This window comes from Hydrogenophaga sp. PML113 (genome assembly GCF_001777155.1).
Classification (GTDB): Bacteria; Pseudomonadota; Gammaproteobacteria; order Burkholderiales; family Burkholderiaceae_C; genus Hydrogenophaga; species Hydrogenophaga borbori.
Genome location: NZ_MIYM01000004.1, coordinates 217,745 through 236,997, shown reverse-complemented (window position 1 = coordinate 236,997; position 19,253 = coordinate 217,745). Strand labels below are relative to the sequence as shown.

At 69.7% G+C, this 19,253-nt stretch carries 21 protein-coding genes; 17 read left to right on the top strand and 4 right to left on the bottom strand.

All coding sequences use genetic code 11. The features are described from left to right. Positions 1 to 34 precede the first annotated feature (34 nt). Together BHU06_RS09595 and BHU06_RS09590 are read right to left on the bottom strand one after the other, a co-directional pair. The gene (locus BHU06_RS09595; RefSeq protein ID WP_070398950.1) at positions 35 to 1,312 is read right to left on the bottom strand and encodes an NAD(P)/FAD-dependent oxidoreductase; all 1,278 of its coding nucleotides are present in this window, start codon (positions 1,310 to 1,312) and stop codon (positions 35 to 37) included. Between the two features lie 11 nt (positions 1,313 to 1,323). After that, a complete protein-coding gene (locus BHU06_RS09590) occupies positions 1,324 to 1,626 on the bottom strand; it encodes a c-type cytochrome (protein WP_070398949.1) in 303 nt (100 codons plus the stop codon). Between the two features lie 209 nt (positions 1,627 to 1,835). Here BHU06_RS09590 and soxC point away from each other — a divergent pair, with 209 nt between their 5' ends. From soxC to soxB, 8 genes are all read left to right on the top strand, one after another. Next, positions 1,836 to 3,182 (top strand): sulfite dehydrogenase, encoded by a 1,347-nt coding sequence (soxC, locus tag BHU06_RS09585; RefSeq protein ID WP_070398948.1) that lies wholly within the window; start codon positions 1,836 to 1,838, stop codon positions 3,180 to 3,182. A gap of 130 nt (positions 3,183 to 3,312) precedes the next feature. Next, on the top strand, positions 3,313 to 4,335 hold the full coding sequence (locus tag BHU06_RS09580) for a c-type cytochrome (protein ID WP_254668143.1): 1,023 nt from the start codon (positions 3,313 to 3,315) through the stop codon (positions 4,333 to 4,335). Positions 4,336 to 4,400: 65 nt separating this feature from the next. Continuing rightward, complete coding sequence (locus BHU06_RS09575; RefSeq protein ID WP_070399214.1) at positions 4,401 to 4,733, top strand: c-type cytochrome; 333 nt, start codon at positions 4,401 to 4,403, stop codon at positions 4,731 to 4,733. A gap of 43 nt (positions 4,734 to 4,776) precedes the next feature. Continuing rightward, a complete protein-coding gene (soxY, locus tag BHU06_RS09570) occupies positions 4,777 to 5,232 on the top strand; it encodes a thiosulfate oxidation carrier protein SoxY (RefSeq protein ID WP_070398946.1) in 456 nt (151 codons plus the stop codon). Positions 5,233 to 5,277: 45 nt separating this feature from the next. Then, positions 5,278 to 5,589, top strand: coding sequence for a thiosulfate oxidation carrier complex protein SoxZ (soxZ, locus tag BHU06_RS09565; RefSeq protein ID WP_083293140.1), 312 nt, complete (start codon positions 5,278 to 5,280; stop codon positions 5,587 to 5,589). Positions 5,590 to 5,672: 83 nt separating this feature from the next. After that, positions 5,673 to 6,479 (top strand): sulfur oxidation c-type cytochrome SoxA, encoded by an 807-nt coding sequence (gene soxA / locus BHU06_RS09560; protein WP_070398944.1) that lies wholly within the window; start codon positions 5,673 to 5,675, stop codon positions 6,477 to 6,479. 14 nt (positions 6,480 to 6,493) lie between these two features. Continuing rightward, positions 6,494 to 7,141 (top strand): sulfur oxidation c-type cytochrome SoxX, encoded by a 648-nt coding sequence (soxX, locus tag BHU06_RS09555; RefSeq protein ID WP_070398943.1) that lies wholly within the window; start codon positions 6,494 to 6,496, stop codon positions 7,139 to 7,141. 82 nt (positions 7,142 to 7,223) lie between these two features. After that, a complete protein-coding gene (gene soxB / locus BHU06_RS09550) occupies positions 7,224 to 8,948 on the top strand; it encodes a thiosulfohydrolase SoxB (protein WP_070398942.1) in 1,725 nt (574 codons plus the stop codon). A 120-nt stretch (positions 8,949 to 9,068) separates the two neighbouring features. Here soxB and BHU06_RS09545 read toward each other — a convergent pair whose 3' ends face one another. Further along, complete coding sequence (locus BHU06_RS09545; protein WP_070398941.1) at positions 9,069 to 10,085, bottom strand: porin; 1,017 nt, start codon at positions 10,083 to 10,085, stop codon at positions 9,069 to 9,071. A gap of 254 nt (positions 10,086 to 10,339) precedes the next feature. Here BHU06_RS09545 and BHU06_RS09540 point away from each other — a divergent pair, with 254 nt between their 5' ends. The 6 genes from BHU06_RS09540 (at position 10,340) to BHU06_RS09515 (ending at position 15,562) form a co-directional block, all read left to right on the top strand. Further along, positions 10,340 to 11,008, top strand: coding sequence for a thermostable hemolysin (locus BHU06_RS09540; protein WP_175442829.1), 669 nt, complete (start codon positions 10,340 to 10,342; stop codon positions 11,006 to 11,008). Positions 11,009 to 11,011: 3 nt separating this feature from the next. Further along, entirely contained in the window at positions 11,012 to 12,493 is a 1,482-nt protein-coding gene (locus BHU06_RS09535) for an AMP-binding protein (protein ID WP_070398939.1), read from the top strand. Further along, positions 12,490 to 13,164 (top strand): TenA family transcriptional regulator, encoded by a 675-nt coding sequence (locus tag BHU06_RS09530; RefSeq protein WP_070398938.1) that lies wholly within the window; start codon positions 12,490 to 12,492, stop codon positions 13,162 to 13,164. Before BHU06_RS09535 ends, BHU06_RS09530 begins: the two co-directional genes overlap by 4 nt. A 14-nt stretch (positions 13,165 to 13,178) precedes the next feature. Further along, positions 13,179 to 13,988 carry an SDR family oxidoreductase gene (locus tag BHU06_RS09525; protein WP_070398937.1) on the top strand — a complete coding sequence of 270 codons (810 nt, stop codon included), beginning with the start codon at positions 13,179 to 13,181 and terminating at the stop codon, positions 13,986 to 13,988. Further along, on the top strand, positions 13,985 to 14,647 hold the full coding sequence (locus tag BHU06_RS09520) for a tetratricopeptide repeat protein (RefSeq protein WP_070398936.1): 663 nt from the start codon (positions 13,985 to 13,987) through the stop codon (positions 14,645 to 14,647). The genes BHU06_RS09525 and BHU06_RS09520 overlap by 4 nt, the downstream gene beginning before the upstream one ends. An 84-nt stretch (positions 14,648 to 14,731) precedes the next feature. Then, entirely contained in the window at positions 14,732 to 15,562 is an 831-nt protein-coding gene (locus tag BHU06_RS09515; protein WP_070398935.1) for a universal stress protein, read from the top strand. Between the two features lie 21 nt (positions 15,563 to 15,583). Here BHU06_RS09515 and BHU06_RS09510 read toward each other — a convergent pair whose 3' ends face one another. Next, positions 15,584 to 16,033 carry a universal stress protein gene (locus tag BHU06_RS09510; RefSeq protein ID WP_070398934.1) on the bottom strand — a complete coding sequence of 150 codons (450 nt, stop codon included), beginning with the start codon at positions 16,031 to 16,033 and terminating at the stop codon, positions 15,584 to 15,586. A gap of 142 nt (positions 16,034 to 16,175) precedes the next feature. Between BHU06_RS09510 and BHU06_RS09505 the strand changes: the two genes are divergently transcribed. Genes BHU06_RS09505 through BHU06_RS09495 form a run of 3 tightly spaced genes read left to right on the top strand, consistent with a single transcriptional unit; the run spans position 16,176 to position 19,221 of the window. After that, a complete protein-coding gene (locus BHU06_RS09505; RefSeq protein ID WP_070398933.1) occupies positions 16,176 to 16,625 on the top strand; it encodes a host attachment protein in 450 nt (149 codons plus the stop codon). Between the two features lie 9 nt (positions 16,626 to 16,634). Beyond that, positions 16,635 to 17,870 carry a cyclopropane-fatty-acyl-phospholipid synthase family protein gene (locus BHU06_RS09500; protein WP_070398932.1) on the top strand — a complete coding sequence of 412 codons (1,236 nt, stop codon included), beginning with the start codon at positions 16,635 to 16,637 and terminating at the stop codon, positions 17,868 to 17,870. Beyond that, a complete protein-coding gene (locus tag BHU06_RS09495) occupies positions 17,830 to 19,221 on the top strand; it encodes an FAD-binding oxidoreductase (RefSeq protein ID WP_254668142.1) in 1,392 nt (463 codons plus the stop codon). Before BHU06_RS09500 ends, BHU06_RS09495 begins: the two co-directional genes overlap by 41 nt. Positions 19,222 to 19,253: the final 32 nt, after the last annotated feature.

Here is a 19,253-nt window from a genome sequence, read left to right as displayed (position 1 = left end):
GAAGCGGGGTTGGTTCCTGGGGGCGGCCGGCGGATCAGGCCAGCATGTCGGCCCAGATGTTGCGCGCCCAGCCGAGGGCGTAGGCGCCTTCGATCTCGCTCGCCGCGCTGGACAGGCCACCCGAGCCCGGCACCGTCAGCATGGTCTTCTGCGCGGCGTCGTAGCGGTGCACGCTGGCCACGTGCACCACGTCCTTGGCGGTGACGAAGCTGTAGCAGGTGTTGGCGTACAGCGGGTTCTGCGGCGGTTGCTGGCCCATCAGCAGCGAGACCACCGCGGCCGCGCAGGTCTTGCCGTGCTGGTTGGCCATGTGGCCCGACTTGGGCATGGCCGGCGCGATCTGGATCGCGTCGCCCAGCACGTGGATGTTCTTGGCCGCCTTCGATTCGAAGGTGAGGAAGTCCACCTCGCACCAGCGCGCGTTGGCCGTGGCCAGGCCGCTCTTGACGGCGATGGCGCCGGCGCGCATGTCGGGCAGCACGTTGGCCACGCCGGCCTTGAAGTCGTCGTTGAACTCGAACTTCAGGGTGTTGGTGGCGGCGTCCACGTCGACCACCTTGTGCTTGGGGCGGTACTCGATGAGGCCCTTGTAGTGCTCGTCCCAGGCCTTGAGGAACAGGCCCTTCTTGGAGGTGATGTCGTCGTTGGCGTCGAAGATGATGACCTTGCTCTTGGGCTTGGCCACCTTGAAGTAGCTCGCCACCATGCAGGCGCGCTCGTAGGGGCCGGGGGGGCAGCGGTAGGGTGCCAGCGGGATCGACAGCGCGTAGGTGCCGCCGTCCGGCAGGGCCTTGAGCTGGTCGTGCAGCGCGGCCGTTTGCGGGCCGGCCTTCCAGGCGTGCAGGATCTTGTCGGCCGCGCCGGGCTTGGCCAGGCCGGGGATGGTGGGCATGAAGTCCACCCCGGGCGAGAGGATCAGGCGGTCGTAGGGCAGGGTGGCGCCGCTGGCCAGCTTCACGGTGCGCTTGTCGGCGTCGATGCTCTCGACCGTGTCGCGCACCAGCTTCACGCCGTGCTTGCGCTGCAGCTGGTCGTAGGACACGGTGATGTCGGCCAGGGTCTTGTGGCCGCCCACCACCAGATTGCTCAGCGGGCAGGACACGAAGTTGGCGTTGGGCTCCACCAGCGTGACATCGACGCGGCCTTCGGAGAACAGGCGCAGGTACTTGGCGGCCGTGGCGCCGCCGTAGCCGCCGCCCACCACCACCACCTTGGGGCCGGCACCGCCGCCGGTGGCGCATCCCGCCAGCAGGCCCAGGCCGGCCACCGCCGAGCCGGCGCCCAATGTCTGTACGAATTGACGACGTTTCATGGCGGGGCTCCTCACTTCTTCTGGGCCGCGAAGTACGCGGCGATCTGGGCCAGCTGCTCGTCGCTGTAGCCCTTGGACAGCTGGTGCATGATGGTCGCGGGCCGCTGGCCGTTCTTGAAGGCCATCAGCTGTTGCAGCAGCTCGTTCTTGTCCCGGCCGGCCAGGGCGATCATGCCGGGTTCGGCCCGGCCGTCGGTGCCATGGCAGTTGGCGCAGGCCGCCGCCCACACCTTGATCTGGTTGACCTGGGCGTGGGCCCCGGCGGCCGCGGCGAGCAGCGTCGCCGCGGCCAGCCATTTTGTTGTTCTTTGCATCGTCGTCTCCGATTGCGGGTTGGGATGGAAGCGCACCCAAAACTGTAGCAGCGGGCCTCCCTCGAAAAACAGGTACCGGTATGCGCGGGACGCACAGGGACATTGAAGACCAGCCGGTCGGGAATTGCATCAAGGGTTTACTCGCATCCAAATATCAGCAATTAACGATATAGTCGCGGCCCTGAGATCTCTCCCTGAACGGACGCATCGTGTCGGACGCACTGCAACACACCATCGGACGGGTGCTGCCCGCCCCTGAAAACCACCTCGACGCCAACCAGCTCGACGCCGCGCGCAAGGCGCGCCGCAGCTTCATGGGCAAGGCGCTGGCCATGGGCGCGGGCGCCGTGGCCGTGGGCCACGCCCCGCGCGCGCGCGCGAGCGAAGGCGAGGGCGACCCCGCCATCCTGAAAATGCCCGAGCACACCCGCGGCCTGGGCCGGCCGGTGGCGGACAACCCCTATGGCCAGCCCAGCAAGTGGGAAGCCAACCTGCAGCGCCGCCAGAGCCCGGGCCTCACGCGCGTGCCGCAGGCCTCGGTGAGCTTCACGCCGCTGCAGGGCCTGTTCGGGATCATCACGCCCAGCGGCCTGCATTTCGAGCGCCACCACCAGGGCTGGTGGGACATCGACCCCAGCCAGCACCGCCTCATGGTGCACGGCCTGGTCAAGCGCTCGCGCGTCTTCACCATGGACGACCTGATGCGCCTGCCCAGCGTCTCGCGCATCCACTTCATCGAATGCGGCGCGAACTCGGCGCCCGAGTGGGGCAACGTCGCCCTGCCGTCCGTGCAGTACACGCACGGCATGGTGAGCTGCTCGGAATTCACCGGCGTGCGCCTGTCCACCCTGCTGGAGATGTGCGGCGTGGACAAGAAGCTCGGCAAATACGTGCTGGCCGAGGGCGCCGACGGCTCGTCGATGACGCGCACCATCGACATGGAGCGCGCCATGGAGGACTGCATCGTCGCCTGGGCCATGAATGGCGAGATGCTGCGCCCCGAGAACGGCTACCCGCTGCGGCTGGTGGTGCCGGGCATCCAGGGCGTGAGCTGGGTGAAGTACCTGCGCCGTTTGGAGGTGGGCGACCAAAAGTGGGCCACCAAGGACGAGACCATCCACTACATCGACCTGATGCCGGACGGCACGCACCGCCAGTACACCGGCATCCAGGAGTGCAAGAGCGTGATCACCACGCCCTCGGGCGGGCAGATGCTGCTCGACAAGGGCTACTACAACGTCAGCGGCCTGGCCTGGTCGGGCCGCGGCTCGATCAAGCGGGTGGACGTGAGCGTGGACGGCGGGCGCAACTGGCGCACCGCGCGCCTGGAAGGCCCGGTGCTGGACAAGGCGCTCACGCGCTTCAACATCGACTGGGTCTGGGACGGCCAGCCCGCCGTGCTGCAAAGCCGGGCCATCGACAGCACCGGCTACGTGCAACCGAAGATCAACCAGCTGCGGGCGGTGCGCGGCTCGCGCTCGATCTACCACCAGAACGCGATCCAGTCGTGGCGGGTGGCGGAGAACGGCGAAGTGTCGAACGTACAGGTGTATTGATATGAATATGAGCCACCCCCGCCGCGCGGCGCGCGACCCCCTCAAGGGGGCCACACCTGCGGCCCGGCCAAGCCGGTTCCGCGGTGTTTCTGGGTTGTTCGCGCTTCTGGCATTTGTGACGGTCCCGGCCTTGGCCCAGGCCCAAGCGCAGCCCTGGCACGGGCTCGGCCGCGAGGCCACCCCGGCCGAGATCAAGGCCTGGGACATCGATGTGCGGCCCGATTTCAAAGGCCTGCCCAAGGGCGCGGGCAGCGTCTCGCTGGGCGAGCAGGTGTGGGAGGCGAAGTGCGCGTCCTGCCACGGCGTGTTCGGCGAGTCGAACGAGGTGTTCACGCCCCTCGTCGGCGGCACCACCAAGGCCGACATCGAGCGCGGCCGGGTGAAGAACCTCGAGCTGGGCAGCGTCTTCCCGCAGCGCACCACGATGATGAAGGCGTCCACGGTGTCCACGCTGTGGGACTACATCAACCGCGCCATGCCCTGGAACGCGCCCAAGTCGCTCAAGACCGACGAGGTCTACGGCGTGCTGGCCTACATGCTGAGCCTGGCCGATGTGGTGCCGGCCGACTACACGCTGTCGGACGAGAACATCGCCGACGTGCAGAAGCGCCTGCCCAACCGCAACGGACTGGTGTTCTACGAGCCGCTGTGGAAGGTCTCCGGCAAGGGCGACGTGAAGAACGTGGCCTGCATGAAGGACTGCCCGACCGAGGCCAAGGTGCGCTCGGCGCTGCCCGACTTCGCGCGCGACGCGCACGGCAACATCCAGGAGCAGAACCGCGTGGTGGGCCCGGTGCGCGGCGCCGACACCACCAAGCCGGCGCCGACCGCTCCCGTGGGCAGCGCGCCGCCGCCCGCGCCGGTGGTGGTGGCCGCCGCGCCCGCCGCGTCCGGCGGCGTGGACGTCAAGGCGCTGCTGAGCAGCAACGGCTGCACGGCCTGCCACGGCGTGAGCAACAAGATCGTGGGGCCCGGCTTCACCGACATCCTGGCCAAGCACAAGGGCAAGGCCGATCTGGAGGCCTACCTGGCCGCCAAGATCAAGGCCGGGGGCAGCGGCGTGTTCGGCGCCGTCCCCATGCCGCCCCAGCCCCAGCTCAAGGACGCCGAGGCCCAGGCGATCGCGCGCTGGATCGCCGCGGGTCCGCGCTGAACCGGGCCCGCGCCCTACGCGTTTTCCCCCTGTCCGTTCCCACGAGGAAACATTAGTCTATGAGCATGAAGATGTTGATTGCCGCCGCGACCGCGGTCGCGGCCGTGTCGGCGCTGCCGGCGCACGCGATGGACGCGGCGGCCGCCAAGGCCCTGGCGACCAAGAGCGCCTGCATGGCCTGCCACGCGGTCGACCGCAAGCTGGTCGGCCCGGCCTTCAAGGATGTGGCCGCCAAGCACAAGGGCCAGGCCGATGCGCCCGAGAAGGTGGCCGCGCGCATCAAGTCGGGCGGCTCGGGCCTGTATGGCCCGGTGCCCATGCCGCCCCAGCCCGGTCTCAAAGACGACGAATTGAGGCTATTGGCCGCCTGGGTGCTGGCCGGTGCCCCCGATAAGTAAACTCCCACCCCCTCACGCCCCGAATTTGTACAGGAGTTCAACCATGAACCAGACCCGTCGAGACGCTCTCAAGACCACCGGTGCCTTCGCCACCCTGGTCTCTCTGGGCATCGTCACCCAGAGCCAGGCGCAGGCCGCGCTGGAGCGCGCCAGCTTCGAGGGCAAGACCCTGGCCGACGCCCTCAAGGCCGTCGGCGGCACGCCGGCCAACAGCGACCAGGTGAGCGTGGTGGCCCCGGACATCGCCGAGAACGGCGCCGTGGTGCCCATCGGCGCCGCGAGCAAGCTGCCCAATACCACCGAGATCTTCCTCATCGTCGAGAAGAACCCGATGCCCCTGGCTGCGGCCTTCACCATCCCGGCCGGCACGCTGCCCGAGATCTCCACGCGCCTGAAGATGGGCCAGAGCTCCAACGTGATCGCCGTGGTCAAGGCCGACGGCAAGCTCTACTCGGCCACCAAAGAAACCAAGGTCACGCTGGGCGGCTGCGGCGGCTGATCGCCGCGCACCCCTTCCGAGATTCAACGTACACAGGAGTCCCCCATGGCTGATCCGATGCGCATCCGCGCCGCCGTTGCCGACGGCGAAACCACCGTCCGCGTGCTCATGTCGCACATCATGGAGCCTGGCACGCGCCGCGACGCGTCCGGCAACCTCATCCCCGGTCACTTCATCACGAGCGTCGACTGCACCCACAACGGCAAGACCGTGCTGCAGGCGCAGTTCACCGGTGCCGTGGCCCAGAACCCCTTCCTGTCCTTCAAGTTCAAGGGCGGTGCCAAGGGCGACAAGATCGTCGTGAAGTGGAGCGACAACAAGGGCGACTCGCGCACCGACGAAGCGGCGATCGCCTGAGTACCCCCCACGCGGCCATCCGTCCAGGGCGGGGCGGGTGGCCGCCGGTTTTCCGACAACGCCTGAGAAGAGGAGATCTCCCCATGAAGCGACCTGTTTCCCGCGCCATCGCCTTTGCGGCGCTGGTGCTTGGCGCCGCTGCCGCGCACGCGCAATCGTCCACGGCCGACGGCATCGCCAAGTACCGCGAGATGCTGCAGGACGGTAACCCCGCCGAACTGTTCGAAATGAAGGGCGAAGAGCTCTGGAAACAAAAGCGTGGGCCGAAGAAGGCCTCGCTGGAGCAGTGCGACCTGGGCAAGGGCCCGGGCGTGATCAAGGGCGCCTTCGTGGAACTGCCGCGCTACTTCAAGGACACCAACCGGGTGGAAGACCTGGAGGGCCGCATCATCACCTGCATGGAAACCCTGCAGGGCTTCAACGGCGACGAGGTTCGCAAGACGCCGTTTCGCCGCGGGGAAATGGCCAACGTGACGGCGATCGCCACCTATGTGGCCACCGCGTCCAAGGGCATGAAGATGGATCTGCCGCAGTCGCATCCGCAGGAAAAGATGATGTACGAGACGGGCAAGCGCCTGTTCTTCACGCGCGGCGGCACGCACGACTTCTCCTGCGCTTCCTGCCACGGTGCGGACGACAAGCGCATCCGCCTGCAGGACCTGCCCAACCTCACCAAGAACCCGGGCGACGGCGTCGGCTTCGCCGCCTGGCCGGCCTACCGCGTGTCCAACGCGCAGATGTGGGGCATGCAGCTGCGCCTGAACGACTGCTTCCGCCAGATGCGCTGGCCCGAGCCCAAGTTCGGCAGCGACGCCACGCTGGCGCTGAGCGTCTACATGGGCGTCAACGCCAAGGGCGCCGAGTCCGCCGTGCCCGCGATCAAGCGCTGAAGAGGAGACCCACGATGAACAAGAAGACCATCCTCGCCATCCTGCCGCTGGCCGCGCTGCTCGCCGCCTGCTCGATGCCGCCCTCGCAGGCCGACGTCGAGAAGGCCACGGCCGACATGATGAAGAACTCCTTCCAGGCCAAGGGCATCGCCACCCTGGATCGCCTGGAGCAGGATCAGGCCAACGCCACCTGCCTGCAAGCCGATCTCTCGGGCAAGCCCCTGGACGAGAAGCTCGCCAAGGCGGTCGAGGAGGCCAACATGAAGACCATCAAATGGCCTTCCGATGGCAAGTTCCTGGGCGACTGGAAAGAGGGCGAGAAGATCGCCCAGAGCGGCCGTGGCCTGACCTGGACCGACGACGCGAAGCAGGCCAACGGGGGCAACTGCTACAACTGCCACCAGATCAGCAAGGAAGAGATCTCCTTCGGCACCCTGGGCCCCAGCCTCTACAACTACGGCAAGCTGCGCGGCGTGAGCGACCCGAACGCCGCGGGTTCCAAGGCCATCGTCGAGTACACCTGGGGCAAGCTCTACAACGCGCGGGCCTACAACGCCTGCTCGCAGATGCCGCGCGCCGGCCACAAGGGCATCCTCAACGAGACGCAGCTCAAGCACGTGATGGCGCTGCTGCTCGACCCGAACTCGCCCGTCAACAAGTGATCCCTGCAGCCCGGCGGCCCCTGTGCCGCCGGGCTTTTTTGTGCGTTTGAATATCAGCATTTGCTTCTAGAGAGAGTGCCCCATGAGCCTGAGCCGTCGTGAATTCATGCAACTGCTGGCCGCCGCGAGCGCCGCCGGCATGGCGCTCGACCACCGCGACGCCCTCGCCGCCAGCGCCGGCGCCGGCGAGCGCCTGTACGACGTGCCCAGCTTCGGCAACGTCAGCTTCCTGCACTTCACCGACTGCCACGCGCAGCTCACGCCGGTGTATTTCCGCGAGCCCAGCATGAACCTGGGCGTGGGCGGCGCCACCGGCAAGGCCCCGCACCTGGTGGGCGAGGCCCTGCTCAAGCACTTCAAGATCCGTCCCGGCACCGCCCAGGCGCACGCCTTCAGCTACCTCGACTTCGCCCAGGCCGCCAAGACCTACGGCAAGGTGGGGGGCTTCGCGCACCTGGCCACGCTGGTCAAGCGGCTGCGCTCGGGCCGCCCGCACGCCTGGCTGCTGGACGGCGGCGACACCTGGCAGGGCTCGGCCACCTCGCTGTGGACCAACGCGCAGGACATGGTCGACGCCTGCAAGAAGCTCGGCGTGGACATCATGACCTCGCACTGGGAGCACACCTTCGGTGCCAAGCGCGTGCAGGAGATCGTCGAGAAGGACCTGAAGGGCCACATGGAATTCCTGGCCCACAACATCAAGACCACCGACTTCGAGGACCTGGTGTTCAAGCCCTACACCATCCGCGAAATGAACGGCGTGCCGGTCGCCGTCATCGGCCAGGCTTTTCCGTACACGCCCATCGCCAACCCGCGCTACATGGTGCCCGACTGGACCTTCGGCATCCAGGAGGACCACCTGCAGAAGATGGTGGACGAGGTGCGTGGCAAGGGCGCTCAGGTGGTGGTGTTGCTCTCGCACAACGGCATGGACGTGGACCTGAAGCTGGCCTCGCGCGTCAGCGGCATCGACGCCATCCTGGGCGGCCACACGCACGACGGCATGCCCGCGCCCACCGTGGTGAAGAACCCCGGCGGCCAGACCCTGGTCACCAACGCCGGCTCCAACACCAAGTTCCTCGGCGTGCTCGACTTCGACGTGCGCGGCGGCAAGGTTCAGGGCTACCAGTACAAGCTCATGCCCATCTTCGCCAACCTGCTGCCGGCCGACGCCGACATGCAGGCCTTCATCGACGGCGTGCGCGCGCCCTACAAGGCCCGGCTGGAAGAGAAACTGGCCGTCACCGAGGACCTGCTCTACCGCCGCGGCAACTTCAACGGTTCCTGGGACCAGGTCATCTGCGACGCGCTGATCGACGTGAAGGGCGCGGACCTGTGCTTCTCGCCGGGCGTGCGCTGGGGCACCTCGCTGCTGCCGGGTGACACCATCACCATGGAAGCGCTGATGGACCAGACGGCCATCACCTACCCCTCGACCACGCTCAACGAATTCACCGGCGCGCAGATCAAGGACATCCTGGAAGACGTGGCCGACAACATCTTCAACCCCGACCCCTACTACCAGCAGGGCGGCGACATGGTGCGCGTGGGCGGCATGCAGTACGCCATCGCGCCGAACGAGCGCATGGGCCAGCGCATCCAGAACATGCGGCTCAAGGGCAAGCCCGTGGAGGCCGACAAGACCTACAAGGTGGCCGGCTGGGCCTCGGTGCAGGAGGGCGTCAAGGGCGAGCCGGTGTGGGACGTCGTGGCCGGCCACCTGCGCGCCAGGAAGGTGGTCAAGGGCGTGAAGATCAACACCCCGACGCTGGTGGGCATGAAGGGCAACCCGGGCATGGCGGCCTGACTGAGGCCGCGCCCATGAAAAAAGCCACCGCCCGCGGGGGCGATGGCTGTCAAAACCAAACCTTGGAAAGGAAGGGGCCCGAGGGCCCCGGGGCGGGGCCGCGAGGCCCCGCTGTCACGATCAGAAGTCGTGACGGATGCCAGCGGCGTACAGGCGGCGCTCGGCGACCTCGGTGCCGGCGCCGTTCTCGGCGTCGCCATTGAGGTAGGCGGCGTACACGCGGGTGCGCTTGGACAGCGAGTAGGTCACGCCGAAAGCCAGGCCCTTGGACTTGGCGGTGTCGACACCGGCGTTCTCGGACTTGTTGTAGGCGTAGCCCACCGAGAAGTCCCAGGGACCCATCGGCATGTTGGCGCCGACCACGAAGCCGTTGGACTCCAGGGTGCCCTGCTCGGCCATGTTGTAGCCAGCGGAGACGCGCACGGCGCCGAAGTCGTAGGCGCCGGCCAGGGTGGTGTACTCACGCTTGGTGGCCGACACCTCGTGGTTCTGCTCCTGGTAGCCCAGGCCCACGTCCAGGGGGCCGCTGCGGTAGCGCAGGTTGAAGGCGGTCACGTCGCGCTTGACCGGCGAGGCCTGCTCGTCCAGGCCGTAGCTGATGCCGCCGGTGAAGCCGCCGAAGTTCGGCGACTCATAGCGGATCTGGTTGCTGCTGCGCGAGGAGTAGTCGGCCACGTGGCCCACGGCGACGCCACCCACGCTGTTGACGTAGGCGATCTTGGTCGGCGAGAACTCCGAATCCCACAGCGCGCTGCCGACGCTGATGTCGCGGATGTCGTCGAAGGCGGTCTCGGTGCGGCCGAGCTTGACCGCGCCGAAGCCACCCGTCAGGCCGACGATGGACTGGCGATCGAAACCGGCGCCGAAGGCGGCGCCGGTGTCCACGCCCAGCGTGGTCTCGAGCTGGAAGATGGCCTTGAGGCCGCCACCGAGGTCTTCGGTGCCGCGAAAGCCCAGGCGGCTGGTGCTCAGCAGGCCGCTGGACAGCTGCGACTGGCTTTGGGCGGCGCCCGACGCGCCGGCCTTCTCGGAGCCGAGGGAGGCGTCGAGGCGGCCGTAGACGCTGACGCTGGACTGCGCCATGGCGGCGCCGCTGATGGTGGCCAGGGCGGCCAGAGCAATCAGGCTCTTTTTCATGGAATGGTTTCTCCGTTGGGGGGTCTCGGGCCCTGAGAGGACCCGTGCCTCCCGCACCGTGCGGGACGACGGGCCTATTCCACGTGGCGAAGATAACCGTCTGATTACATTTGTAATGGTTTGCCCTATTTACAACGAGCATCCTTAGGTGTTGGAAGGGCTTTCGCGCCGTTGGCATGAAGTTGTGCGCACGGGCGTCTGAGGGTTATCACGGATTAATGTTGGGCTAAGAGGGGCGCCCGAGCATGCGGCGCATGAACTCCCGAACCCCTCCCTCCCACCCGCGCCTTGGCGCAGGCCGCTCGCCCCGCGCGCCGGACGCCGCGCCACGCGGGCCCTTGTCGCTGCGGCCCCTGGTGGGCGCGGCCCGCGAAGGCGGCCTGGACCTGATCCGGCGCCGCTTCGAGCGGGAACACCAGGCGCGGCTCACGCACTTCATGCCGGGCCTGCTGGGCCTCATGGACGCCGACAACGCGATCGTGGGCGCGGCGGGCTGCCGGCCCGCCGCCGGTGGCGCGCTGTTCCTGGAGCGCTACATCGATGTGCCGATCGAGGCCGCGATCGCGGCCGAGACGGGCGAGCCCGTGGCGCGACACGAGGTGGTGGAGGTGGGCAACCTCGCGGCCGAGGGCCCGGGCAGCGCCCGCCTGCTCATCGTCGCGTTGACCGATTGGCTGGCCACGCAGGGCTACCGGTGGGTCGCCTTCACCGGCACGCGCGGCCTGCTGAACAGTTTTCGCCGCCTGGGCCTGGCGCCGCGCGTGCTGGCCCCCGCCGACCCCGCGCGCATGGGCGATGCCTTGCCGCAGTGGGGCCGCTATTACACCCAGCAGCCCCAGGTGGTGTTCGGCGAGATCCCGCCCGCGCAGCGCCAGCTGTCGCGCCACCCCGGCACGCCGGGCTGGTGGCTGGACGGGGAGTGAGCCATGCCGTCCAAGCTTTCCACCGAACATTTCTGGCAGACGCTGCTCGCGCACGGCGATCGACCGGCGCTCAGCGATGGCACGCAGCGCCTGGACTACGCCGAGCTGGTCCGGCAGGTGCAGCGGCGCCGTGCCCAGCTCGCCGGCTTCGGCGCGCGCCGCGTGGCCCTGTGCCTGGACAACGGCATCGACTGGGTGCTCTGGGACCTCGCCCTGCTGAGCGAGGGCCTGGTCTGCGTGCCCGTGCCGGCTTTCTTCTCGCCCGCGCAGCAGCGCCACGTGGTCGACAGCTCGGGGGTGGACACGCTCATCGGTCCGCTGGCCCCCTGGTCGCAGGAGGCGGGCTTTCGCCCCGTGGCGCCGGGCCTGAGCCAGCGCCCGGTGGCCGACGCGCCGCCGGTGTTCCCCGGCACGGTGAAGATCACCTACACCTCGGGCACCACGGGCCTGCCCAAGGGCGTGTGCCTCGACGCGCCGGCCATGCTCGCCGTGGCGGCCAGCCTCTGGGACGTGGTGGGGGCCAGCGGCGCGCGCCAGCACCTGGCCGTGCTGCCCTTGGCCACGCTGCTGGAGAACGTGGCCGGCGTGTACGCGCCGCTGCTGGGCGGCGCCCGCACCGAACTGCGGCCCATGGCCGAGATCGGCCTGCTGGGCGCGAGCGGGCTTGACCTGCCGCGCCTGCTCAGGCGCCTGGGCGAGAGCCAGCCGCACAGCCTGATCCTGCTGCCGCAATTGCTGCAGGCCCTGGTGGGCGCGGTCGAGCACGGCTGGACGCCGCCGCCCAGCCTGCGGTTCATCGCCGTGGGCGGCGCGCACGTGGCGCCTTCGCTGCTGCGCCGCGCGGTGGCCGCGCGCCTGCCGGTGTTCGAAGGCTACGGCCTGTCCGAGTGCGCCTCGGTGGTGTGCCTGAACGCGCCGAACGACAACCGCATCGGCACCGTGGGCCGGCCGCTGCCGCACGCGCGCGTGCGGCTGGCCGACGACGGCGAGGTGCTCGTGCAGGGCGCGCGCGCCCTGGGCTACCTGGGTGAAGCGCCCGAGACCGGCGAATGGCTGGCCACCGGCGACCTCGGTCGCTTCGACGAGGCAGGCCATCTGCTGCTGAGCGGGCGCAAGAAGCACCAGTTCATCACCGCCTACGGCCGCAACGTCAACCCCGAATGGGTGGAGTCGGAGCTGGTCCAGCAGGCGCCGATCGCGCAGGCCTGGCTGTACGGCGAGGCCCTGCCCGAGAACCTGGCCGTGCTGGTGCCCCGACACGCCGGCGTGAGCGACGGCGAACTGGCCGCCGCCGTGGCCGCCGTCAACCAGACCCTGCCCGACTACGCGCGCGCGCACCACTGGCGGCGCGCCGCGCAAGCCTTCAGCGCGGACAACGGCCTGGCCACCAGCAATGGCCGCCTGCGGCGCGACGCGCTGCGAGCGCATTACCACGCGGCCCTGGCCGCGATCGATCCCACCTCCCGACCCAAGGACATCGCATGAACTTCTTCGACCAATTGCAGGCGCAGACCGCCAGCGAACGGGCCTACCTGCTGGGCGCGCCCATCATCGGCCAGGCCATGGAAGGCCGTGTGTCGACGGCCGACTACATCGCCTTCCTGACCCAGGCCTACCACCACGTCAAGCACACGGTGCCGCTGCTCATGGCCTGTGGCGCGCGCCTGCCCGATCGCCTGGAATGGCTGCGCCAGGCCGTGGCCGAGTACATCGAGGAGGAGTACGGCCACCAGGAGTGGATCCTCAACGACATCGCGGCCTGCGGCGGCGACCCCGACGCGGTGCGCCGCGGCGAGCCCTCGCTGCCCACCGAGCTCATGGTCGGCTACGTGTACGACCGCATCGCCCGCCACAACCCGGTGAGCTTCTTCGGCATGGTCAACGTGCTCGAAGGCACCAGCATCCAGCTCGCCTCGCGCGCGGCCGGGCGCATCCAGGAAACGCTGGGCCTGCCAGGCAAGGCCTTCAGCTACCTCAGCTCGCACGGCGCGCTGGACCTCGACCACATCCAGCTGTTCGCCGGCCTGGTCAACCGCCTCGACGACGAGGGCGACCGCCAGGCCGTGCTGCACACGGCCCGCGTCGTCTACCGCCTCTATGGCGACCTGTTCCGCGCGCTGCGCCCGCACGAGCAGCCGGCCGCGCTCGCCGCCTGAAAGGAAGGCCCCCCATGAATCTGGCATCGAGCCGCTGGGTCGTCACCGGCGCCAGCGGCGGCATCGGGCAGGCGCTGGTCGAGGAGCTGTGCCGGCGCGGCGCGCGGGTGCTCGTCGCGGGCCGGCAGGCCGACACCCTGCACGCCCTGGCCGAGAGCCACCCGCAGCGCGTGCGCGTGGTGGTGGCCGACCTGCGCACGCCCGCCGGCCGCCAGGCCGTGGTGGACGCCGCGCGCGACATCGGCCACGTCGACGGCCTCATCAACGCCGCCGGCGTCAACCACTTCGGCCTCTTCGACGGCATGGACGACGCGGCCATCGAGCAGATGGTCGCGCTCAACCTCACGGCCACCCTGCAGCTCACACACGCGATGCTGCCGCTGCTGCGCGAGCGCCCGCGCGCCACGGTGGCGTTCCTCGGTTCCATCTTCGGCTCCATCGGTTACCCGGGCCAGGCGGTCTACAGCGCCACCAAGTTCGCGCTGCGCGGCTTCGCCGAGGCGCTGCGCCGCGAACTGGCCGACGGCCCGGTGCGCGTGCTGTACGCCGCCCCGCGCTCCACCCGCACGGCGATGAACGCCGACGCCATGGTGCAGATGAACCGGCAGCTGCAGGTGGCCATGGACCCGCCCGAGACCGTGGCACGCCGCATCGCCGACGCGCTGCGCGACGAGCGCAAGGAAATCTACCTGGGCAGCCCCGAGAAGTTTTTCGTCCGCCTCAACGGCCTGCTGCCGCGCCTGGTGGACCGTGCGCTGCGCAAGCAGCTGCCCGTCATCCAGCGCTTCGCGCGCCAACCCACCCAAGGAACCGCCTCGCCATGAAAACCCGACACCACCTCCTCGCCATCACCCTCGCCGCCGCCTTGGGCGCGGGCCTGAGCCTGCCGGCCCTGGCCCTGGGCGACGCCGCCCGCCAGCAGCTCGAGGGCATCCAGGCCCGCTGGGCCGAGGTGAACTACAAGCTGCCCGACAAGCAGCGCGAAGCCGCCTTCGCCGATCTCGCGCAGCAGGCCGCGCAGGCCGTGACCGCCGAGCCCGCGGCGGCCGAACTGCGCATCTGGCACGGCATCGTGCTCAGCACCTACGCGGGCGCCAAGGGCGGTTTGGGCGCGCTCGATCTGGTGAAGAAGGCCAAGGCCGAACTGGAAGAGGCGCTCAAGCTCGATCCCAAGGCGCTCGACGGCTCGGCCTACACCAGCCTGGGCAGCCTGTACTACCAGGTGCCGGGCTGGCCGCTGGGCTTTGGCGACGACGCCAAGGCCGAGGCCCTGCTCAAGCAGGCGCTGGCGATCAACCCCGACGGCATCGACCCCAACTTCTTCTATGGCGACTTCCTGCTGCGCAAGAAGCGCTACCCGCAGGCCAAGGCCGCGCTGGAGAAAGCCCTCGCGGCGCCCGACCGAGCGGGCCGCACGGCCGCCGACGAAGGCCGCCGCAGCGAAATCCGCCAGCGGCTGAAGGACATCGAAAGCCGCCTGTGACGCGGCACCGCCGCGCTTCTTGACGGGCATCAAGCCGGCGCGCGCGGGCGCGCCGCAAGCTGCGGGCGGCTTCAAGGAGTTGCCATGCCCCTCAAACAGATCCTCGTCCACATGGACGCGGACGAACGCAGCCTGGAGCGCCTGCGCATCGCCCGCCAACTGGCCCACGCGCACGGCGCCGTGCTGGACGCGCTTTACGCCGCGAGCCTGGTGCCGCTGGCGATGCCATACCCCGAACTTGGCGAGAACGCGGCCAGCCTGCTGCAGCGCGAGCTGCAGCGCTGCGCGCAGGCGCGCGCGGCCTTCGAGCGCGACATGCGCCGCCCCGATGGCACAGCCACCTGGAGTGAGCTGACGGTGTTTCCGCTGATCGAGGGCTTCGCCGAGCAGGCGCTGTTCGCCGACCTGTTGGTACTGGGCCAGCACGACCCGGGCAGGCAGCACGCGCCCGACGTGCCGCCCGACTTCGTCGAAGGGGTGCTGGCCGCCAGCGGGCGGCCCGCGCTGGTGGTGCCTTACACCGGCCAGTTCGAGGCCTTGCCGCGGTGCATCGCCATTGCCTGGAAGCCCGGCCGCGAGGCGATGCGCGCGGTGATCGCCGCGCTGCCACTGCTGCAGCGCGCCGAGCGGGTGCACGTGCTGGGCTGGGGCGCCGAACCGGGGCCGCTGGTGCAAGGCCCCCGGCTGGACCTGCGCGGCTGGCTGAGGCTGCACGGCGTCTCGGTGCAATGGCACCGGGAAGACCAGGAACCCGCGGACCTGGGCGAGGTGCTGTTGTCGCGCGTCTGCGACCTGTCGGCCGACCTGCTGGTGATGGGCTGCTACGGCCACGCACGCGTGCGCGAATGGGTCCTGGGCGGGGTCAGCCGCACCGTACTTGGGTCCATGACGCTGCCGGTGCTGATGTCGCACTGAGGCGGCGCCCCGGGCGCGGCCTCAGGCCAGGTCCGTGGGCCGGATGACCATCACCGGCGACGGCGCGAGCCGGATGATCTGCTCGGCGCCGCTGCCCAGCAGCAGGCGGTTGACGCCGCGCCGGCCGTGCGTGCCCAGCACGATCAGGTCGGCCCGCCAGTCGCGCGCCGCCTGCGCCACCGATTCGCCCAGCCGCGGGCCGAGTTCATCAATGAGCAGCGAATCGCAGGCCACCCCGGCGGCCTTGACGGTCGCCATCGCCTCGTCCAAGGCCTCGCGGGCCCAGGTGCGCGCGGTGCCGAGCAAATCCACCGTGGCCTCGTAGCCGCTCACGTACATCATCTGATCGATGGCGTGCATCACGCGGATCTGCCCGTCCATGGCGCGGGCCAGCTGGATGGCGGCCTCGAGCGCCCTCTTGGAGGTCTCGCTGCCATCCACGGGCACGAGGATTCGCTTGAACGGGTTCATGGAGGTCTCCGCATGGAACGTTGAACGATGGCCCCACTGTGCCTGGGCGCGCGCGGAACCGCTTTGCGATGGATCAACAACGCCCGCGGGCGGCGGGCCTATCGTCACCGGCAGTACCACTTTTCCCCGAAAGGACCGCGCCATGCCCCGCATCGAATGGATTCTGGTGGCCAGTGCCACGCACGCGCGCCTGCTGCAGCGCGAACCCGGTTTGCCCCTGGTGCTGATCGCCACCTTCTCGCATCCCGAAGGCCGGCTCAAGGCCAGCGAACTCGGTGACGACCGCGCGGGCCATGAGCGCGCCGACCGCCGCGGTCAAGGCGGCGTGGCCCTGGAGCCCCGCCTGGACGCGCACCGCAAGGAGCATCAGCGCTTCGCGCGCGAACTCGCCGAGCACCTGGAGGCCGGCGCGCGGTCCCAGGCCTATCGCGCGCTGGTGGTGTTCGCGGGCAAGCCCTTTCTCGGCGAGCTTCGCGACGCGCTGGGCGATGGCGCGCGCCGCCTGCTCAAGGCCAGCCTGCCCGTGGACCTGAGCCAGGTGAGCGCGCTCGAACTGGACCAGCGCGTGCGCGATGAGCTGGCGTCCGCCTGAGGCGCGCGCATGGCCCCCGTCGCCGCCTTCCTGGAAGAGCTCGCGCGGCGTGCCGGTGTTGCCTTCGAGGTGGTGCTGCCCGGCGGCGGCCGCCTGAAGGCGGGCGAGGGCGCCCCCGCCTTCGGCCTGCACTTTCGCAGCGAGGGCGCGCTCGCGGCCACGCTGCTGCGCGGCCACATGGGCCTGCTCGAGGCCTACTTCGATGGCCAGGTCGATCTGGCCGGGCCCCTGAACCGGGCCCTGGCCGCGGGCCTGAGCGCCGGCTTCGACCTACAGGCCTCGGTGGTGAACAGCGTGGAGAACCGCCTGCTCGAGCGGGGACAGAGCAACCGCGACCGCGCCCAGGCCAAACGCAACGCCTGCGCGCACTACGACCTGGGCGAGGCCTTCTATCGGCTCTGGCTCGACGAGCCGCTCAAGATGTACACCTGCGCCTACTGGCGCGAGGGCTGCACCTCGCTGGAGCAGGCGCAGCGCGACAAGATCGACCACGTCTGCCGCAAGCTGCGCCTGGCGCGTGGCGAGCGCTACGTGGACCTGGGCTGCGGCTTTGGCGGCTTTCTGCTGCGCGCCTGGGAGACCACGGGGGCGATCGGCACCGGCATCAACACCGCCACCGGCCAGGTGCAGTGGCTGCGCGAGTCGCTGGAGCGCCAGGGCCTGGCGCCCACGCTGTCGGTGCGCGAGGCCGATTTCCGCGACGTGGGCGAGTGCTTCGACAAGCTGGTGTCCATCGGCGTGCTGGAACACGCCGGCCGCGACCAGCTGGCCGAGGTGATCCAGGCCCACGCCGACTGCCTGCGCCCGGGAGGCATCGGCATGCTGCACTTCATCGGCCACGTGGGACCGCGCGACACCGAGCCCTTCATCCGCAAGCACGTCTTCCCCGGCGGCTGGATTCCCGCGCTCAGCGAGGTGATGCAGGAGATGGAGCGCTGCGGGCTCGAGGTGCTCGACGTGGAGAACCTGCGCCGCCATTACGCGCTCACGCTCGATGAGTGGGCGCGGCGCTTCGCGCAGCGCTGGCCCGAGATCCAGGCGCTGGACCCCGCGCGGTTCGACGAACGCTTCCGCCGCATCTGGACTGTCTACCTCGTGGGCTGCGCCGAACTGTTCCGCTCACCCGTCGGTTGCACCCACCTGTTCCAGGTGCTGTTCAGCAAAGGCAACGCGGGCCGCGCCGCCTACCCCATGACGCGGGACCATGTCTACGCCGTCGATGCCCCAGGCGCGCGCGGCACGTGAAGCGCAGCGCGCGCACGCGGCCCGCGTCCGCGCGGTCGCCGAGCGGCTGCGCCAGGACCCATCGCGCAAGCCCCTGGCCCTGGACAAGCGCACCTCCAACCTGTTCCGCCATCGCCAGCGCGCGGCGCGCCAGCGGCTGGACCTGAGTGGCCTGAACCAGGTGCTGGGCGCCGACACACAGGCGGGCTGGGTGGACGCCGAGGGCATGCTCACCTATGAGGACCTGGTGGCCTGGACCCTGCCGCGCGGGGCCATGCCCGCGGTGGTGCCGCAGCTCAAGACCATCACCGTGGGCGGAGCGCTCGCGGGCGTGGGCATCGAGGCCACCTCGTTCCGTCACGGCCTGGTGCACGAGACCATGAGCGCGCTGGAGGTGCTGCTGCCCGGTGGCGAGGTGGTGCACTGCACGGCCGACAACGAGCACGCCGATCTCTTCCACGGCTTCCCGAACGCCTACGGCACCCTGGGCTATGCGCTGAGCGCTCGGCTTCGCACCCTGCCCACACAGCCCTTCGTGCACGTGCACCACCAGCGCTTCGACGACCCGCGGGCGTTCTTCGACGCCCTGGCCGCGGCCTGCGCGCCCCTGCCGGCGGGTGTCGGCCCCGACTTCGTCGATGGCGTGCTGTTCGGTCCGCGCGAGCAGGTGCTCAGCCTGGCGCGCTTCGTGCCCGAGGCCGCGCGCGCCAGCGACTACACCTGGCTCGACATCTACCACGAGTCGCTGCGGCGGCGCGAGGAGGACACGCTGACCACCGCCGGCTACCTGTGGCGCTGGGACACCGACTGGTTCTGGTGCTCGCGCCGCTTCGGCCTGCAGCACCGCTGGCTGCGCCATCTGCTGGGGCGGCGGTACCTGAATTCGCGCACCTACACGCGCTGGATGCGCTGGAACGCGCGCTGGCGCGCCACGCAGCGCCTGGACCGCCTGCTCGGCCAGCGGCACGAGAGCGTGGTGCAGGACGTGGACATTCCCCTGGCCGGGGCGGTGGCCTTCTCGGAGTTCCTGCGCAGCGAGGTCGGCATCTGGCCGGTGTGGGTCTGCCCGGTGCGCGGCAGCGCGCCGCCGCGCTTCCCGCTGTACCCCCTGCCGGCCGGGCTGTGCGTCAACTTCGGCTTCTGGGACGTGGTGCCGGTGCGCGCGGGGCAATCGCCCGACCACGTCAATCGCCGCGTCGAAGACGCGGTGCTGCGCCTGGGAGGCATCAAGTCCCTGTACTCCGACGCCTTCTTCACGCGCGAGGTCTTCGACCGCACGTACGGCATGGACAGCTACGAGCGCCTGAAGGCGCGCTACGACCCGCAAGGCCGGGCGCCGCACCTGTTCGACAAATGCGTGCGGGGCGCCTGAGCGCGTCGCACGCGCAACTTGATGGCCATCAA

Excerpts from the sequence above, each read along its gene's own strand:
- BHU06_RS09595 (WP_070398950.1), bottom strand. The coding sequence starts at position 1,312 with ATGAAACGTCGTCAATTCGTACAGACATTGGGCGCCGGCTCGGCGGTG.
- BHU06_RS09590 (WP_070398949.1), bottom strand. The coding sequence starts at position 1,626 with ATGCAAAGAACAACAAAATGGCTGGCCGCGGCGACGCTGCTCGCCGCG.
- BHU06_RS09575 (WP_070399214.1), top strand. The coding sequence starts at position 4,401 with ATGAAGATGTTGATTGCCGCCGCGACCGCGGTCGCGGCCGTGTCGGCG.
- soxY (WP_070398946.1), top strand. The coding sequence starts at position 4,777 with ATGAACCAGACCCGTCGAGACGCTCTCAAGACCACCGGTGCCTTCGCC.
- soxZ (WP_083293140.1), top strand. The coding sequence starts at position 5,278 with ATGGCTGATCCGATGCGCATCCGCGCCGCCGTTGCCGACGGCGAAACC.
- soxA (WP_070398944.1), top strand. The coding sequence starts at position 5,673 with ATGAAGCGACCTGTTTCCCGCGCCATCGCCTTTGCGGCGCTGGTGCTT.
- soxX (WP_070398943.1), top strand. The coding sequence starts at position 6,494 with ATGAACAAGAAGACCATCCTCGCCATCCTGCCGCTGGCCGCGCTGCTC.
- soxB (WP_070398942.1), top strand. The coding sequence starts at position 7,224 with ATGAGCCTGAGCCGTCGTGAATTCATGCAACTGCTGGCCGCCGCGAGC.
- BHU06_RS09545 (WP_070398941.1), bottom strand. The coding sequence starts at position 10,085 with ATGAAAAAGAGCCTGATTGCTCTGGCCGCCCTGGCCACCATCAGCGGC.
- BHU06_RS09540 (WP_175442829.1), top strand. The coding sequence starts at position 10,340 with ATGAACTCCCGAACCCCTCCCTCCCACCCGCGCCTTGGCGCAGGCCGC.
- BHU06_RS09535 (WP_070398939.1), top strand. The coding sequence starts at position 11,012 with ATGCCGTCCAAGCTTTCCACCGAACATTTCTGGCAGACGCTGCTCGCG.
- BHU06_RS09530 (WP_070398938.1), top strand. The coding sequence starts at position 12,490 with ATGAACTTCTTCGACCAATTGCAGGCGCAGACCGCCAGCGAACGGGCC.
- BHU06_RS09525 (WP_070398937.1), top strand. The coding sequence starts at position 13,179 with ATGAATCTGGCATCGAGCCGCTGGGTCGTCACCGGCGCCAGCGGCGGC.
- BHU06_RS09520 (WP_070398936.1), top strand. The coding sequence starts at position 13,985 with ATGAAAACCCGACACCACCTCCTCGCCATCACCCTCGCCGCCGCCTTG.
- BHU06_RS09515 (WP_070398935.1), top strand. The coding sequence starts at position 14,732 with ATGCCCCTCAAACAGATCCTCGTCCACATGGACGCGGACGAACGCAGC.
- BHU06_RS09510 (WP_070398934.1), bottom strand. The coding sequence starts at position 16,033 with ATGAACCCGTTCAAGCGAATCCTCGTGCCCGTGGATGGCAGCGAGACC.
- BHU06_RS09505 (WP_070398933.1), top strand. The coding sequence starts at position 16,176 with ATGCCCCGCATCGAATGGATTCTGGTGGCCAGTGCCACGCACGCGCGC.
- BHU06_RS09500 (WP_070398932.1), top strand. The coding sequence starts at position 16,635 with ATGGCCCCCGTCGCCGCCTTCCTGGAAGAGCTCGCGCGGCGTGCCGGT.
- BHU06_RS09495 (WP_254668142.1), top strand. The coding sequence starts at position 17,830 with ATGTCTACGCCGTCGATGCCCCAGGCGCGCGCGGCACGTGAAGCGCAG.